Annotated in this window: 13 protein-coding genes; 4 read left to right on the top strand and 9 right to left on the bottom strand. The window is 68.3% G+C overall.

Annotation, left to right across the window (positions count from 1 at the left end):
• Positions 1-4 precede the first annotated feature (4 nt).
• Positions 5-850 (bottom strand): fumarylacetoacetate hydrolase family protein, encoded by an 846-nt coding sequence (locus ACIDOCELLA78_RS000000105815; RefSeq protein WP_201728787.1) that lies wholly within the window; start codon positions 848-850, stop codon positions 5-7.
• A gap of 195 nt (positions 851-1,045) precedes the next feature.
• Between ACIDOCELLA78_RS000000105815 and ACIDOCELLA78_RS000000105810 the strand changes: the two genes are divergently transcribed.
• Together ACIDOCELLA78_RS000000105810 and ACIDOCELLA78_RS000000105805 are read left to right on the top strand one after the other, a co-directional pair.
• Positions 1,046-2,371: an aspartate aminotransferase family protein gene (locus ACIDOCELLA78_RS000000105810; protein ID WP_201728786.1), complete on the top strand. Its 1,326-nt coding sequence runs from the start codon at positions 1,046-1,048 to the stop codon at positions 2,369-2,371.
• A gap of 37 nt (positions 2,372-2,408) precedes the next feature.
• Complete coding sequence (locus ACIDOCELLA78_RS000000105805) at positions 2,409-3,839, top strand: NAD-dependent succinate-semialdehyde dehydrogenase (RefSeq protein WP_201728785.1); 1,431 nt, start codon at positions 2,409-2,411, stop codon at positions 3,837-3,839.
• A gap of 46 nt (positions 3,840-3,885) precedes the next feature.
• Here the strand turns inward: ACIDOCELLA78_RS000000105805 and ACIDOCELLA78_RS000000105800 are convergent, their stop codons facing one another.
• Genes ACIDOCELLA78_RS000000105800 through ACIDOCELLA78_RS000000105790 form a run of 3 tightly spaced genes read right to left on the bottom strand, consistent with a single transcriptional unit; the run spans position 3,886 to position 7,414 of the window.
• Positions 3,886-4,683 (bottom strand): S49 family peptidase, encoded by a 798-nt coding sequence (locus ACIDOCELLA78_RS000000105800; RefSeq protein ID WP_201728784.1) that lies wholly within the window; start codon positions 4,681-4,683, stop codon positions 3,886-3,888.
• Positions 4,680-5,105 carry a DUF1489 family protein gene (locus tag ACIDOCELLA78_RS000000105795; RefSeq protein ID WP_201728783.1) on the bottom strand — a complete coding sequence of 142 codons (426 nt, stop codon included), beginning with the start codon at positions 5,103-5,105 and terminating at the stop codon, positions 4,680-4,682. The genes ACIDOCELLA78_RS000000105800 and ACIDOCELLA78_RS000000105795 overlap by 4 nt, the downstream gene beginning before the upstream one ends.
• Positions 5,102-7,414 carry a xanthine dehydrogenase family protein molybdopterin-binding subunit gene (locus ACIDOCELLA78_RS000000105790; protein WP_201728782.1) on the bottom strand — a complete coding sequence of 771 codons (2,313 nt, stop codon included), beginning with the start codon at positions 7,412-7,414 and terminating at the stop codon, positions 5,102-5,104. The genes ACIDOCELLA78_RS000000105795 and ACIDOCELLA78_RS000000105790 overlap by 4 nt, the downstream gene beginning before the upstream one ends.
• A 187-nt stretch (positions 7,415-7,601) precedes the next feature.
• On the opposite strand from ACIDOCELLA78_RS000000105790, the gene ACIDOCELLA78_RS000000105785 reads away from it, so the two are divergent.
• Both ACIDOCELLA78_RS000000105785 and ACIDOCELLA78_RS000000105780 read left to right on the top strand, forming a co-directional pair.
• On the top strand, positions 7,602-8,264 hold the full coding sequence (locus ACIDOCELLA78_RS000000105785) for a cupin domain-containing protein (protein ID WP_201728781.1): 663 nt from the start codon (positions 7,602-7,604) through the stop codon (positions 8,262-8,264).
• Positions 8,265-8,269: 5 nt separating this feature from the next.
• Positions 8,270-9,367, top strand: coding sequence for an FAD-dependent oxidoreductase (locus tag ACIDOCELLA78_RS000000105780; protein ID WP_201728780.1), 1,098 nt, complete (start codon positions 8,270-8,272; stop codon positions 9,365-9,367).
• Here the strand turns inward: ACIDOCELLA78_RS000000105780 and ACIDOCELLA78_RS000000105775 are convergent.
• From ACIDOCELLA78_RS000000105775 to ACIDOCELLA78_RS000000105755, 5 genes are all read right to left on the bottom strand, one after another.
• Entirely contained in the window at positions 9,364-10,572 is a 1,209-nt protein-coding gene (locus ACIDOCELLA78_RS000000105775) for a sugar ABC transporter permease (RefSeq protein WP_201728779.1), read from the bottom strand. The genes ACIDOCELLA78_RS000000105780 and ACIDOCELLA78_RS000000105775 overlap by 4 nt on opposite strands.
• A complete protein-coding gene (locus ACIDOCELLA78_RS000000105770; protein ID WP_201728778.1) occupies positions 10,569-11,378 on the bottom strand; it encodes an ATP-binding cassette domain-containing protein in 810 nt (269 codons plus the stop codon). The genes ACIDOCELLA78_RS000000105775 and ACIDOCELLA78_RS000000105770 overlap by 4 nt, the downstream gene beginning before the upstream one ends.
• 64 nt (positions 11,379-11,442) lie before the next feature.
• Positions 11,443-12,552 carry a sugar ABC transporter substrate-binding protein gene (locus ACIDOCELLA78_RS000000105765; RefSeq protein ID WP_201728777.1) on the bottom strand — a complete coding sequence of 370 codons (1,110 nt, stop codon included), beginning with the start codon at positions 12,550-12,552 and terminating at the stop codon, positions 11,443-11,445.
• 161 nt (positions 12,553-12,713) lie between these two features.
• Positions 12,714-12,953, bottom strand: a complete 240-nt coding sequence (locus ACIDOCELLA78_RS000000105760) for a hypothetical protein (protein WP_201728776.1) — start codon at positions 12,951-12,953, stop codon at positions 12,714-12,716.
• A gap of 46 nt (positions 12,954-12,999) precedes the next feature.
• Complete coding sequence (locus ACIDOCELLA78_RS000000105755) at positions 13,000-14,871, bottom strand: ABC transporter ATP-binding protein/permease (RefSeq protein ID WP_201728775.1); 1,872 nt, start codon at positions 14,869-14,871, stop codon at positions 13,000-13,002.
• Between the last annotated feature and the right edge of the window lie 33 nt (positions 14,872-14,904).

Here is a 14,904-nt window from a genome sequence, read left to right as displayed (position 1 = left end):
GCGGTCAGCCGCCGGTGGTTTTCTGCGTCTGTTCGCCGAGACCGGCAATGCCGAGGCGCACGGTCTGACCCGGCCGCAGGAAAACCGGCTCCGGCTTGATCCCCATGCCGACGCCGGGCGGCGTGCCGGTGGCGATGATGTCGCCGGGTTCGAGACGGATGAACCGGCTGACATAGGATACCAGCGTCTTCACGCCGAAGATCATCGTCCGCGTGTTGCCGTTCTGCATCCGCTTGCCATCGACCTCGCACCACAGATCGAGCGCCTGCGGGTCCGGCACCTCGTCGCGGGTCACGAGGAACGGACCCGTCGGGCCAAAGCTCGGGCAGCCCTTGCCCTTGTCCCAGGTGCCGCCGCGGCGGATCTGGTATTCGCGCTCGCTGACATCATTGACGATGCAATAGCCGGCGACATGCTCAAGCGCCGCGTCCTCGGCGATGTGCGAGCCGCCCGTGCCGATGATCACGCCGAGTTCGACTTCCCAGTCGGTTTCCTTCGAGCCGGGCGGGATCACGATATCGTCGTTCGGGCCCGAATAGGCGCTGCCGGCCTTGAGGAAGATGATCGGCTCCTCCGGCACCTTGAGCCCGGACTCGGCCGCATGGTCGGCATAGTTGAGGCCGATGCAGATGAAATTCACCGGCCGGGGAACCGGCGCGCCGATCCGCGTGCCGGCGGGCACCAGCGGCAGCGTCGCGGCGTCGAGCGCGGCGAGGCGCGCAAGCCCGGCATCGCCAAGGACGGCGGCGTCGATTTCGGAAACAACACCGGAGAGATCGCGCAGCGCGCCGGATGCATCGACGATTCCTGGACGTTCGGCGCCGGCGGCGCCATGCCTGAACAGTTTCATATATTTAAACTCCCGTTATACTCGTGGTCTGCTTGTAGTCCGCGCGACGCCGCCGGCCAAGAGGATCGACGGGCGCCGCATCATGTTCAGGATAATCGACAGCCCCTGTTGAACTTGCGCTGTTTCCGCCCGACTTGCTCCTGCTGTGCTTAAAATAATAGTCTAGCGAGACCTGCTTCATTCAAGGACCGATCCATGACCCAGCCCGCGCCGCGCTCGAACGAGCCGCTGATCCATCACTGGATGCCGTTCACCGCCAACCGCCAGTTCCATGACGCGCCGCGAATCATCGCCCGCGCCGAGGGTGTGCATTACTGGAACACCGCGGGGGAAAAACTGCTCGATGCGGTCTCCGGCCTTTACACCACGCCGGCCGGGCATGGCCGGCGCGAAATCCGCGATGCGGTGGCGCGGCAGCTTGAAGAACTTGACTACGCGCCGGCCTTCCAGTTCGGCGTCCCCGGCTCGTTCCGTCTGGCCAACGAGCTGGCGCAGATGCTGCCCGCCGGGCTGAACCGGGTCTTCTTCGCCGGCTCGGGGTCGGAAGCGGTCGAATCCGCCCTCAAGGTCGCGATCCAGTATCATCGCGTGCGCGGCCAGGGGCAGCGTCAGCGCTTCGTCGGCCGGGCGCGCGGCTATCATGGGGTCAATTTCGCCGGCTGGTCGGTCGGCGGCATGGTCAAGAACCGCGAGGCATTCGGTCTCGGCCTCCCGGGTGTCGCCCACATGCGCCACACGCATATCCCCGAAAACCGCTTCCAGATGGGCCAGGGCGAGCATGGCGGCGTCGATCTGGCCGACGACCTGCAGCGCATGATCGACCTGCATGGCGCGGACACCATCGCCGCCTGCATCGTCGAGCCGATCGCGGGATCGACGGGCGTTCTGGTGCCGCCGAAGGGCTATCTGGAGCGGCTGCGCGAGATCTGCACCAGGCACGGCATCCTGCTGATCTTCGATGAGGTGATCTGCGGCTTCGGGCGCACCGGCGCGCCCTTCGCGGCGGATGCGTTCGGCGTGGTGCCGGACATGCTGACCATGGCCAAGGCGATCACCAACGGCAACATCCCGATGGCCGCCGTCGCCGTGCGGGAAGACGTCCAGCAGGCGATTCTCGACGCCGCCGGGCCGGACGCGGTGGAGTTCTTCCACGGTTACACCTATTCGGCGCATCCGGTGGCCTGCGCCGCCGCGCTGGCGACGCTGCGGATCTACCGCGAGGACGACCTGTTCGCCCGCGCCGCGGCACTGGCGCCGAAATTCCTCGAACGCATCGCCTCGCTCCGCGACCTGCCGATCGTCACCGACACCCGCGGTTTCGGCCTGCTCGGCGCGGTCGATCTCGCGCCCGAGGGCGGGCCGGGCAAGCGCGGCTTCGCCGTGCTGCGCCGCGCCTTCGAACAGGGTCTGGTGCTGCGGGTCGCCAGCGATACGGCGATCTTCGCCCCGCTCTTCATCACCACCGACGACCAGCTCGACGAGATGTTCGACAAGCTGCGCAAGGTGCTGGCCACGGTCTGACCCGGCGGCCAGCCAGGACACGGAGACAGGATCAGAGATGTACAAGGACGTTTTGCTGCATATCGGCGGGGAATGGACGAAATCCGCCTCGGGCCGCACGCTCGACGTGATCAACCCGGCCACCGAGGAGGTCATCGGCACCGCCGCCCATGCCGGGCGCGCGGATCTCGACGCCGCGATCGAGGCGGCCGAGACCGGCTACGCGACCTGGCGGGCGACGCCGGCATTCCAGCGCGCGGCACTGCTGCGCAAGGCCGCCGAGCTGATCCGCGCGCGGATCCCCGAAATCGCAACGATCATGACGATGGAACAGGGCAAGCCGCTCGCCGAGGCGAAGGGCGAGACCACCGTCGCCGCCGACGTGATCGACTGGTTCGCCGAAGAGGCGAAGCGCACCTATGGCCGGGTGATCCCGGCGCGCGCGGCGGGCGTCTACCAGCTCGTGGTCAAGGAGCCGGTCGGCATCGTCGCCGCCTTCACGCCGTGGAACTTCCCGATCAACCAGGCGGTGCGCAAGGTCTCCGCCGCGCTGGCCGCCGGCTGCGCGGTGATCCTGAAGGGGCCGGAGGAAACGCCGGGCGCCTGCGCCGAGCTGGTGCGCGCCTTCGCCGATGCCGGGCTGCCGCCGGGCGTGCTCAACCTCGTCTACGGCGTGCCGGCGGAGATTTCCGAATACCTGATCCCGCACCGCGCCGTCCGGAAGATCTCCTTCACCGGTTCGACCGCGGTGGGCAAGCACCTCGCCGCCCTTGCCGGGGCGCACATGAAGCGGGCGACGATGGAACTCGGCGGCCACGCGCCGGCGATCGTCTTCGAGGACGCCGATCTCGACGCGGCGGCGAAGATCCTCGCCGCCAACAAGTTCCGCAATGCCGGCCAGGTCTGCGTCGCGCCGACGCGCTTCCTCGTGCAGGAGAGCGTCTATGACGGGTTCATGGAGCGCTTCCTCGGCGCCGTCCGCAAGATCAAGGTCGGCAACGGGCTCGAGGAGGGCACGACGATGGGGCCGCTGGCCAACGAGCGCCGCATCCCGGCGATCGAGGGCTTCATCGCCGACGCCACGAAGCACGGCGCGAAGGTGGCCGAAGGCGGCGAGCGGATCGGCAACAAGGGGTATTTCTTCCAGCCCACCGTGCTGACCGACATTCCCACCACGGCGCGGGTGATGAACGAGGAACCGTTCGGCCCGCTCGCGCTGGTCAACCGGTTCTCGACCTTCGAGGACGCCGTGGCCGAAGCCAACCGGCTGGAATACGGCCTGGCCTCCTATGCCTATTCGCGATCGGCCAAAACGGTGACGGCGCTGGGCGACCGCATCGAGGCCGGGATGATCTCGATCAACCATCACGGCATCGCCCTGCCCGAAACCCCGTTCGGCGGCATGAAGGACAGCGGCTATGGCTGGGAAGGCGGCGCCGAGGCGATCGAGGCCTATCTCGCCACCAAGTTCGTGACCCAGGCGTCATAAGACGCCAGAACAACAGCGTCGTAAGACGCCGAACCCACCGGGGCGCTCAGCCGAGTTTCGGCGTGAGCGCCTCGGCCTCCATCGCGTTGGCGAGTTCGATCAGGCTGGACCGGCCGACCAGCCGCAGCAGCGAGAATTTCCGCTTCGGGCCGAGAAAGACCGGCTTCGCCCGCGCGCCGCAGCGCCCGGCGATCAGGCCGCGCACATCGCCGAATCCGTCAATCAGACCGCGTGCCTTCGCCGCGCTACCCAGCATGTAGGAGCCGTCGAACACCGTGTCGTCGCCTTTCAGGGCAGCGCCGCGGCGCTCGCGCACCCACGCCTTGAACGCCGCGTGAATGTCGTCGAGCAGCGCCTGGTTGAATGCGGCGTCTCCCGGCCGTTCGGGCGAGAACGGGTCGTTGCGCAGCTTGTTGGCGCCGGCGGTGACGATGCGGCGCTCGATGCCGAAGCGGCGGATCAGGTCATGCACGCCGAAGCCGCCGCCGACCACCCCGATCGAGCCGACGATGGACATCGGGTTGGCGAAAATCTCATCGCCCGCGCAGGCGATCCAGTAGCCACCCGAGGCGCCGACATCGCCGATCACGGCAAGCACGCGCACGCCGGTCTCCTCGGCCTTGCGGCGGATATGGCGGCCAAGCAGGTCGGATTGGACCGGCGAGCCGCCGGGGCTTTCGATCGCGAGGATCAGCAGGTTCGTGCCACCCTTGGCGAGGTCGAACCCGCGATCGATGGCCGGCGCGAAACGTTCGAGATTGACGGCCCCCTCGCGCGGCGAAATCAGCCCGGCGAGCCGGATCACCGGCACCCGCGGGCGCGACCACGGCAAGCGGAACGTCATGGCAGCAGAGCCAGGGCGCGCAACTCGCGCCGCAGCGCCGGCGGCAGCGCCTCGATGCCGGAAATGCGGACGCCCTCCGGCAGGTCGGCCGGTGCGTCGTCCGGCGCGAGATAGCGCCAGCCCTGGAAGGGCTTCATCGGCCGCGCCTCGACCCGGACGAGCGTGGGGTCGAGCACCAGGCCGGTACAGGTCGTGCCGTCATCCCAGACATCCTCGATGACGTCGAGCACGAGCTGGCGGACGAGAATGGCGCCGGTAATGACCCAGTAGATCGACCCGCCATCGGCGAGCTCCGCCGCGCGCTTGGGAAAGCTGCGGGTCTGGTGGCGCAGCGGCGGGTCGGCCGCGGCGCGGCGGCGCTGGATCTCGGCCAGATGGCCGGGATCCTTCACGCCGACCGCGAGCTTGACCAGATGGATCAAGCGGCCTGCCGCGCCGCGATCGCCTGCCAGACGCGCTCGGGCGTCGCCGGCATGTCGATCTCGCGGATGCCGTCCGCGGCGAGCGCGTCGATCACCGCGTTGATCAGCGCCGGCGGCGAACCGACCGCGCCGGCCTCGCCCGCGCCCTTCACGCCGAGCGGGTTGGAGGCGCAGGGCACCGAGACGAACTCCACCTCGATATCCGGCAGATCGTCGGCGCGGGGCAGCGCGTAGTCCATCAGGCTGCCGGCGACGAGCTGGCCCGACTCCGGATCATAGGCGGTGTTTTCCAGCAGCGCCTGCCCGAGCCCCTGGGCGACGCCGCCATGCACCTGCCCGCGCACGATCATCGGGTTCACGATGGTGCCGACATCGTCGCACACGAGATAGCGCAGCACCGAGGTAACGCCGGTTTCCGGATCGATCTCGACCTCGGCGATATGGCAGCCGTTCGGGAAGGTGTGCTTCTCGATCTTGGCGATCTCGGCCGTATCGAGCGCGTTGCCCTGCTCGCCGTGCAGATCCGCCGCCAGCGTGACGACATCGATCGCCCGGTCGGTGCCGACGATGCGGAACGCGCCGTCCTGGAACACGATGTCCGCCTCCGCCGCCTCCAGATGATCGGCCGCCGCCTTGCGACCCTTTTCAAGGATCGTCGCGGTGGTCAGCGCAATCGCCTGCCCCTCGGAATAGAGGCTGCGCGCGCCGCCGGTGCCGCCCCCCTGCGGGATCGTATCGGTATCGCCCTGGCGGACGCGGATCTTGTCCGGGTCGATGCCAAGCCGGTCGTTCACCAGCTGCACATAGGCGGTTTCATGACCCTGCCCGGTGGACTGGGTGCCGACATAGACATCGACATACCCATCCTTGGTGAAGCGGATCTCGGCGCGCTCCTCCGGCGCGCCGCCGGTCGCCTCGAGGTAGTAGGCCATGCCGATGCCGCGGCGCTTGCCGGCGGCGGCGGATTTCGCGCGGCGGGCGGGGAAGCCCTTCCAGTCGATCAGTCCGAGCGCATGGTCGAGCACCTTGTGGAAATCGCCCGAATCATAGGTTTGCGCCATCGCGGTGGTGAAGGGCATGGCGCTCGCCGGCACCATGTTGAGGCGGCGCAGCTCGGCGCTGTCGATCCCGAGTTCGCGGGCGGCGGCGTCGATCAGCCGCTCGACGAGATAGTTGCTCTCCGGGCGGCCGGCGCCGCGATAGGCGTCGACCGGCACGGTGTTGGTGAACACGCCGAACACCCGCGCATGGATCGCCTTCATGCCATAGACGCTGGCCAGCACCTTGGTGCCCGCGAGGGTCGGGATGAAAGGGCCGAAATTCGAGAGATAGGCGCCCATGTTCGCCGTGTCGGTCACCCGCATCGCGGTGATCCGGTGATCGGCGTCGAGCGCCAGCTCGCCGAACGTGATGTGATCGCGGCCATGCGTGTCCGACAGGAACGCTTCGCTGCGCTCGGAGGTCCATTTCACCGGGCGGCCCAGCTTGCGGGCGGCGTGGCAGACCATGACATGCTCGGGATAGACGAACAGCTTCATGCCGAACCCGCCGCCGACATCCGGGGTGATGACCCGGAACTTCGCCGGCTCGACCTTGAAGACGGCGCCGGCGAGGCAGTCCTTCAGCAGCCAGCCGCCCTGGGTGTTGGTGGTCAGCGTCCAGCGGCCGGAGGCCGCGTCGAATTCGGCGCGGGCGGCACGGGCCTCCAGCGAGTTGACGACGATGCGGTTGTTGACGATGCGCAGCTTCGTCACATGCGCGGCGGCGGCGAACAGCTCGTCCACCTTCGCGGCGTCGCCCACCGCCCAGTCGAACACGCGGTTGGCCGGCGCGTCGTCATGCACGCGCGGCGCGCTGTCCAACATCGCGCTGGCGAGATCGGTGATCGAGGCCTTCATGTCGTAGCGGACATCGACCAGCTCGGCGGCATCGCGCGCGGCCTGCGCGGTTTCGGCGACGATATAGGCCACCGGCTCGCCGACATGGCGCACCGCGCCCACAGCGAGGGCCGGGCGATCCGCCTGGGCGCGCGGCGTGCCGTCCTGGTTCTTGATCGGCACCATGCAGGGAATCGGCGCGATGCCCTCGGCGGCGAGGTCCGCGCCGGTGACGACGGCAAGAACGCCCGGCACCGCGCGGGCAGCCTCGGTGTCGATCCCGGTGATCGTCGCGGCGGCGTGCGGCGAGCGCAGAACGTGAAGGTGGAGCACCCCCTCGCCCGGAACGTCGTCGGTATATTGGCCATCTCCGCGCAGCAGCCGCGAATCCTCGACGCGCTTGACCGGCTGGGCAAGACCGAATTTCACCATGATCGATTCCTCATCTTCCAGTTGCTGACGGCGGCAGCAGCCCGCCTTCCCTGCGCTCAGGATATGGGGCGGTCGGGAAAATACAATACACCGGCACGGCAAGAGCGGTTTGCCGTCGGCGCGAAACCGACCATATGCAGGCGAGATAGTGAGTTCGGAGACCGGCCTCGGGCCGAAAGGAGCAGACATGCAGATCAACGCCGATCTTCGCCAGCCGGCACTCGTCGCATCGGAGGCGCTCGACTGGATCGCCTCGCCGATGGCCGGCGTCGAGCGCCGGATGCTGGAGCGCGACGGCGGCGAAGTGGCGCGGGCGACCTCGCTGGTGCGCTACGCGCCGGGTTCGGCCTTCAGTCCGCACAGGCATGACGAGGGCGAGGAATTCCTGGTGCTGGACGGCGTGTTCTCGGACGAGACCGGAGACTTCCCGCGCGGCCATTACGTGCGCAATCCGCCTGGCTCGCGGCACACGCCCTCCAGCGCGCCGGGCGCGACCATCCTGGTGAAGCTGCGGCAGATGCCGCCGGAAGAGGCTGCCCCGGTGCGGATTGACACCACCGATCCCGGGCTCTGGCGCGAGCGCGCGGCCGGGTGGTCGGAGGCGCTGCTGTTCTCCGCCCCCTGGGAGCAGGTGGACATGATCCGCCTCGCCGCCGGCATCGAAACGGTGGAACAGGCCTATCCGCGCGGCGTCGAGATTTTCGTGGTCGAGGGGACGATCGCGCGGAATGGCGCCACGCTTGGCGCCGGCACCTGGCTGCGGCTGCCCGCCGGCAGCCGGCTCGCGCTGTCCAGCGCCGACGGGGCGCTGCTCTACCGCAAGAGCGGCCATCTGCCGGCGGCAGCCTGACGCCGATGCACGACCTGATCGTGGTCGGGGCGGGCCTCGCCGGGCTCGCCCTCGCGGCGCGGGCGCAGCAAGAGGGCCAGGAAGTCGCGGTGATCGAGGCGCGTTCGCGAATCGGCGGGCGCAGCCTCGCGCATCGCACCGAATCAGGCTGCTACGATCTCGGCCCGGCCTGGATCTGGCCTTCCATGCAGCCGCGCGTCGCACGGGCCGCCGCCGCCTTCGGTCTGCGGCTGCATCGTCAGGCGGATGACGGCGGTTTCGTGTTTCAGGACACCGACGGCGCGGTCCAGCGCCTGCCCCACGGCTTCGCGCAGGAGCCGCCGAGCATGCGGATCGAGGGCGGAACCACCGCCCTCGCCGAAGGTTTCGCCGCCCGCCTCGCCCCCGGCACGATCCGGCTCGGCACCCGGGTCGAGCATCTGGTGCTGGCAGCGGACGCGGTCAGCGTCGCGGCCGGGGAAACACGGTTGCGGGCGCGGCGCGTGGCGCTGGCGCTGCCGCCGCGGCTGGCGGCGGCGATCGGGTTTGAACCCGCCCTGCCGGCTTCGGCGCTGCGGCAGCTTGAAGCGGTGCCAACCTGGATGGCCGGGCACGCCAAGGCGCTGGCGATCTATGACACGCCGGTCTGGCGCGCTTCCGGCCTGTCCGGCGGGGCCTTCAGCCGCTGCGGACCGCTGGGCGAGATACACGACGCCAGCCTGCCCGGCGCGGCGAGCGAGGCGGCGCTGTTCGGCTTCTTCGCCTGGCCGGCCGCGATGCGGGCAGCGCGCCGGGCGACACTGGAGGATGCCGTGCGCGCCCAGCTCGCGGCGCTGTTCGGTCCGGCGGCAGGGTCGCCGCGCGCGCTGCTGATCCAGGACTGGTCGGCCGATGACCTGACCGCGACACCCGCCGACGCCCCGCCGCTGGCCGGGCACCCGCCCTATGCGCCGCTCGCCATGCCCGCGCCCTGGCACGGCCGCGTCCTGCTCTCAGGGTCGGAGAGCGCGCCGGAATTCGGCGGCTATCTCGAAGGCGCGCTCGCCGCCGCCGAGGCAGCCGCCGCCATGAATGCGCAACATGGCGGCGGCCTTCCCGCGGCGGGCGCGGCGGTCGGGCGTTAGGCCCGGCCGCTGCGCATCCGCCGGAGGCGGAGGATGGTGTCGATGGTGATCGCGGCCAGCAGGATCAGCCCCTCGACGATGAAGCGCACGGACGAGGCAGCACCAAGCAGGTTCATCCCGTTGCTCACACTCGCGATCACCAGCGCGCCGAACAGCGCGCCATAGACGCTGCCGCGCCCGCCGAACAGCGAGGTGCCGCCGATCACCGCCGCGGCGACGGCGTTCAGCATGATGTCGCCATTGCCGACCGAGGCGGAGGCGACGCCGAGGCGGGCGGCATCGAGATAGCCGGCGAGGCCGACGAGGAAGCCGGCGATGATGAAGACCGCGAGCTGGATTCCCTTCACCGAGATGCCCGCGCGCCGCGCCGCCTCGGCATTGCCGCCGACCGCGTAGAGATGCCGGCCGAAGCGGGTGGACTTGGTGACGAAGGCCGAGGCGAACAGCGCGATCAGGAACAGCATCAGCAGGAACGGCACGCCGCGATAGGCGTTCAGCATGAACACCGCGCCGAACAGCATGATGGCGACGCCGACCAGCCGCATCGTCGCGGCGAACCCGCCCTCATGGCCGCTGGCGGCGCGCTTGCGGATGCCGCCGAGCGTGACCGCCGCATACCCGCCGAACAGCAGCAGGCTCAGCACCCACGACCACAGCGGATCGAGATTGAGCGTGCCGATCGCGGTGGTGAAATCATCCGCCAACGGCACCGATCCGCCATGCGGCGTCAGGATCGCGAGCGTCAGCCCCTCGGCGATCATCCCCCCGCCAAGGGTGACGACGAAGCTCGGTACGCCGATCCGCGACACCACCATGCCCTGGAGAAAGCCGATCCCGGTCGCCAGCGCGATCCCGAGCACGATGCCGACGCCGACCGGCAGGTGAAAGAACACCGTCGCCAGCGAGAACACCGAGGCGGCGAGCACCGAGTTCCAGCCGATCGACAGGTCGATCATGCCGAGCAGGATGATATAGATTTCGGCCAGCGCCAGCGTGCCGGTGACGACGATCTGCGCCGCGAGATTGGAAAGGTTGCGCGGGGTGAGGAAGTTGGCGTTCAGCGTCTCGAACACGATCCAGATGACGATCAGCGCCGCGATCACCGGCAGCATGCCGAGATCAGTCGATTGCGCGACTCCGGTCAGCCAGCGCCTGAACGGGGATTTCTGCTCGGATTTCTGCTCCGGATGCTGCACGCTGCTCATGCCATGGCTCCTGCCGTGCCGGTTCCGGGGATTGCGAGAGTGCCGGTGATGGCGCCGACCACCTGCTCCGGCGTCACGTCGCTCTTGCGGGCCTGCATCACCGTGGCGCCGAGGCGCAGCACGGCGATGTTGTCCGCCACCTGGAAGACGTTCTGCATGTTGTGGGTGATGAGAATGACGCCATAGCCCTGCTCGGCGAGGTCGCGCACGAGGCGAAGCACCTCCGCCGTCTGGGCGACGCCGAGGGCCGCGGTCGGTTCGTCCATGATGACGAGCTTGGAATCCCACAGCACCGCGCGGGCGATGGCGACCGCCTGGCGCTGGCCGCCGGAGAGCGAGGCCACCGGCGTATCCAGCGCGGGCAGGTTGATCCGCAGCGTCTTCAGCACCCGCCGCGCTTCAAGCTCCATGTCGACATCGCGCAGGACATGCGGGCCGAGCGCGGTCGGCGAACTGACGAGCTCGCGGCCGAGATAGAGATTGGCGCAGATGCCGAGATTGTCGCAGAGGGCGAGGTCCTGATACACGGTCTGGATGCCCAGCGCCGTTGCCTCGGACGGATGGCGGATCGAGACCGGCCGCCCCTCCAGCAGGATGTCCCCCTCGTCGATCGGCGCGACACCGGCGATCGCCTTGATGGTCGTGGATTTGCCCGCGCCGTTGTCGCCGAGCAGGGCGGTGACCTCGCCGCGGCGAACGGTGAAATTCACGTCGCGCAGGGCGACCACGGCGCCGTAGCGCTTTTGCAGGCCGCGCACCTCCAGCAGGGGTGCTGCGACGGGTTCAGCCGCGATTGCCGCACTCATCTCTCATCCTCCCAGGCAAACGGCGGACGCGCGGGGCGTCCGCCGCGCAGTCAATGATCGCGGATCAGGCGCCGTGGGCCTTGCAGATCTTGCCCTGGGCCGCGGGGCCCACGCAGATCGCCTTCCAGGTCGTATAGCCCGACTTGATCACCGAGCCCGCGATATTCGCCTTGGTAACCACCAGCGGCTTGAGCAGCACCGACGGGACGTCGATCATCTTGTTGTTGACCTTGCCGTTGACGAGGCCGGCCGGCGGCTTCGCGCCGGTCGCCACCGCAACCGCGAGATCGGCCGCCGCCGCCGCTTCTTCGGGGACGTATTTGAACACCGTCATCGACTGCAGACCCTCGAGGATGAAGGTCAGGCCGCCATTGGTCGCATCCTGGCCGGTCACCGGCACCTTGCCGGCAAGGCCAACCGCCTGCAGCGCGCGGATCACGCCCGAGGCCGTGCCGTCATTGGCGGCGAGAACGGCATTGACCTTGTTGTGCAGCCGGGTCAGCGCCTGCTGGCTTTCCTCGAACGCGTTCTGCGGGCTCCAGTCCGGCGTCATCACCGAATAGGCGAGATGCAGCTTGCCCGACTTGAACAGCGGACCGAGCACGTTCATCGCGCCCTTGCGGAAGTCGAACGCGTTCGGATCGGTCGGCGCGCCGTTGATCATCATCACGCTGCCGCCGGCCTTGGTGTGCTTGGCGATATATTCGCCCTGCAACTCGCCGACCTTCGTGTTGTCGAAGGAGACGTAGTAATCGGGCTTCGAATCCTGGATCAGGCGGTCATAGGAAATGACCTTCACATGGTTGCGCGCGGCGTAATTCACCACCGCGGCGCCGGCCTTGCCGTCCACAGGATCGACGACGAGCACGTCCGCCCCGTTCGAAATCGCGGACTCGGCCTGGTTGAGCTGGGTGTCCGGGCTCGAATTGGCGTTGCTGACGATTAGCTTGGCGTTCGGATCGGCCGCATGCGCCATCTTGATGAACCAGGGACGATCGACCTGCTCGTAGCGCGGCGAGGAATTCTCCGGCAGCAGGAAGGCGATCGTGGTCTTCTTGCTGCTGATCTGGTGCACGGACGGCTGGGTAACCGACTGGGCGTGCGCGGCCGTCAGGCCGAAGGCGGCAACCGCCAGCGCGGACGCGGCAATGATCGTCGGGAACGCGATTTTCATGGTGTTTCCTCTTCCAAGATATGATGGATCGAATTCTGGCCCCGGCATGCCGCGAGGTTCCAATTAATTTGACCCTTGTAGTAAATCGGTTGCTATCGTGAAGCCCGAACCATTGTCAAGCGGGAAATGCAGACCTGCCGTGACTGCGGAGCCGGCGAGGCCTATTGCCTCGGTTCGTCAAGCTCGCGCAGGGCGCCCGAGCGCACGCTCTGCATGGCATTGTCGAGGATTCTCAGGATCGCGTCGTCGGGAAGCTCCGCTCCCAGCAGGTTGAGCGCGCCGCCAAGCAGGGCCGAGGCGATGGCGATGGTCGGGATCTCCTTCTCGACCATGTGATGGACGAGCTGGTCGATGATCTGCCCGGCTTCGAGAATCTGCGCCTCGGTGGCTTGTTGGTGCATCGGCTTGTTCCCTTGCGTCATGAAATCGTGATGTCGTCCGGCCGCATCAGGCCGGGGTTGCCGCGGAGCCGAGCGGCAGCTCGCGGGTGCGCGGGCCGGTCGCGAGCCCCTGCTCGGCCGAGGCCGCCTCGATCTGTTCGGACTGCGCCGCCCACATCGCGGCATAGATGCCACCCGCGGCGAGCAGCGAGGCATGGGTACCGCGCTCGACGATGTTGCCGTCGCGCAGCACGAGGATTTCGTCTGCGTCGATCACGGTGGACAGGCGATGGGCGATCACCAGCGTGGTGCGGTCGCGCGCCACCTGCCGCAGCGCCGCCCCGATATCCTGCTCGGTCGCGGTATCGAGGGCGCTGGTCGCCTCGTCGAGGATGAGCAGGCGCGGGTCCTTGAGAATGGTGCGGGCGATGGCGACGCGCTGCTTCTCGCCGCCCGAAAGCTTGAGCCCGCGCTCGCCGACGGTGGTCGCATAGCCCTGCGGCAACGACATGATGAAATCGTGAATCTGCGCGAGGCGGGCCGCCCGCTCGACCTCGGCGTCCGACGCGCCGGGGCGGCCATAGGCGATGTTGTAGCGGATGCTGTCGTTGAACAGCACGGTGTCTTGCGGCACGACGCCGATCGCCCCGCGCAGGCTCGCCTGCGTCAGGTCGCGCACGTCGATCCCATCGACCAGCACGGCGCCCTCGCTCACGTCGTAGAAGCGGAACAGCAGCCGCGAAATGGTCGACTTGCCCGACCCGGTCGGCCCGACCAGGGCGATCTTGCGGCCCGGCTCGGCGCGGAAGGAGATGCCGTGCAGGATTTCGCGATCCTGGCTGTAGCCGAAGCGGACATCGACGAACTCGACCGGCACAGGCGCTCCTCGCGCTTGCAGGGTCTTCGCGTCCGCCCGGTCGGTGATTTCCTGGGGCGTGCGGAGCAGCGAAAACATCTGCTCCATGTCGACCAGCCCCTGTTTCAGCTCGCGATAGACGAACCCGACGAAGTTGAGCGGCTGGTAGAGCTGGATCAGGTAGGTGTTCACCAGCACGAACTGGCCGACATTCAGCCGCCCGGTGACGACGCCGTTCGCCGCCATCAGCATCAGCACGGCGAGGCCGGTGGCGATGATCGCGGCCTGGCCGAGATTGAGCGCGTTGAGCGTCACCTGCGAGCGGACCGCCGCCGTCTCGTAGGCGGCGAGGCTCGCGTCGAACCGCACGCTCTCATGCGCCTCGTTGCCGAAATACTTCACCGTCTCGAAATTCAGCAGGCTGTCGATCGCCTTGGTCTGGGCGGCGTTGTCGGTCTCGTTCATCTGCCGGCGGAACTTGATGCGCCACGAGGTGAAGCCGAAGGTGAAGCCGAGATAGCCGCCGACCGCGAGCAGGGTGATCGCGGCGTATTTCCAGTTGAACATGTGCCAGAGAATGCCGACCGTCAGCAGCAGTTCGATCAGCGTCGGCACCACGTTGAACACGGCGAGCCGCAGCACCGTCTGGATGCCGGTGGTGCCGCGCAGGATGACGCGGGAAAGCCCGCCGGTCTGCCGGTCAAGATGAAAGCGCATCGAGAGGTTGTGCAGATGCTCGAAGGTCTCGCGGCTGATCACCCGCGCCGCGCGCTGCTGCACGGCGGCGAACAGCGCATCGCGCAACTCGCCGAACCCCGACGAGGCGATACGCACCAGCGCATAGGCGACGATCAGCGCCGCCGGAACGGCGAGCGGCCCCGCCTTGGCCGACAGCACGTCCACCGCCCGCGCATACAGGATCGGAATGACGACGGTCGCAACCTTGGCGAGCACGAGGCAGAGCGACGCCAGCACGACGCGGAGACGCAGGCCGGGCTCGCGCCGCGGCCAGAGATAGGGCAGCAGCGAGCGCACCGTCGCGAGGCTGCTTTCACTCTTGGCAATATCTAATGTTCGGGCCATCTCCGGCAAATGGCATTTGATACGCGGATTGCA

This window comes from Acidocella sp. C78, from assembly GCF_907164655.1.
This window is presented reverse-complemented; position numbering and strand designations above follow the sequence as displayed.

Bases quoted from the DNA above. Each gene is read 5' to 3' on its own strand.
- ACIDOCELLA78_RS000000105790 (WP_201728782.1), bottom strand. From the start codon at position 7,414: ATGGTGAAATTCGGTCTTGCCCAGCCGGTCAAGCGCGTCGAGGATTCG.
- ACIDOCELLA78_RS000000105755 (WP_201728775.1), bottom strand. From the start codon at position 14,871: ATGGCCCGAACATTAGATATTGCCAAGAGTGAAAGCAGCCTCGCGACG.
- ACIDOCELLA78_RS000000105805 (WP_201728785.1), top strand. From the start codon at position 2,409: ATGTACAAGGACGTTTTGCTGCATATCGGCGGGGAATGGACGAAATCC.
- ACIDOCELLA78_RS000000105815 (WP_201728787.1), bottom strand. From the start codon at position 850: ATGAAACTGTTCAGGCATGGCGCCGCCGGCGCCGAACGTCCAGGAATC.
- ACIDOCELLA78_RS000000105780 (WP_201728780.1), top strand. From the start codon at position 8,270: ATGCACGACCTGATCGTGGTCGGGGCGGGCCTCGCCGGGCTCGCCCTC.
- ACIDOCELLA78_RS000000105770 (WP_201728778.1), bottom strand. From the start codon at position 11,378: ATGAGTGCGGCAATCGCGGCTGAACCCGTCGCAGCACCCCTGCTGGAG.
- ACIDOCELLA78_RS000000105765 (WP_201728777.1), bottom strand. From the start codon at position 12,552: ATGAAAATCGCGTTCCCGACGATCATTGCCGCGTCCGCGCTGGCGGTT.
- ACIDOCELLA78_RS000000105775 (WP_201728779.1), bottom strand. From the start codon at position 10,572: ATGAGCAGCGTGCAGCATCCGGAGCAGAAATCCGAGCAGAAATCCCCG.
- ACIDOCELLA78_RS000000105785 (WP_201728781.1), top strand. From the start codon at position 7,602: ATGCAGATCAACGCCGATCTTCGCCAGCCGGCACTCGTCGCATCGGAG.
- ACIDOCELLA78_RS000000105810 (WP_201728786.1), top strand. From the start codon at position 1,046: ATGACCCAGCCCGCGCCGCGCTCGAACGAGCCGCTGATCCATCACTGG.
- ACIDOCELLA78_RS000000105800 (WP_201728784.1), bottom strand. From the start codon at position 4,683: ATGACGTTCCGCTTGCCGTGGTCGCGCCCGCGGGTGCCGGTGATCCGG.
- ACIDOCELLA78_RS000000105760 (WP_201728776.1), bottom strand. From the start codon at position 12,953: ATGCACCAACAAGCCACCGAGGCGCAGATTCTCGAAGCCGGGCAGATC.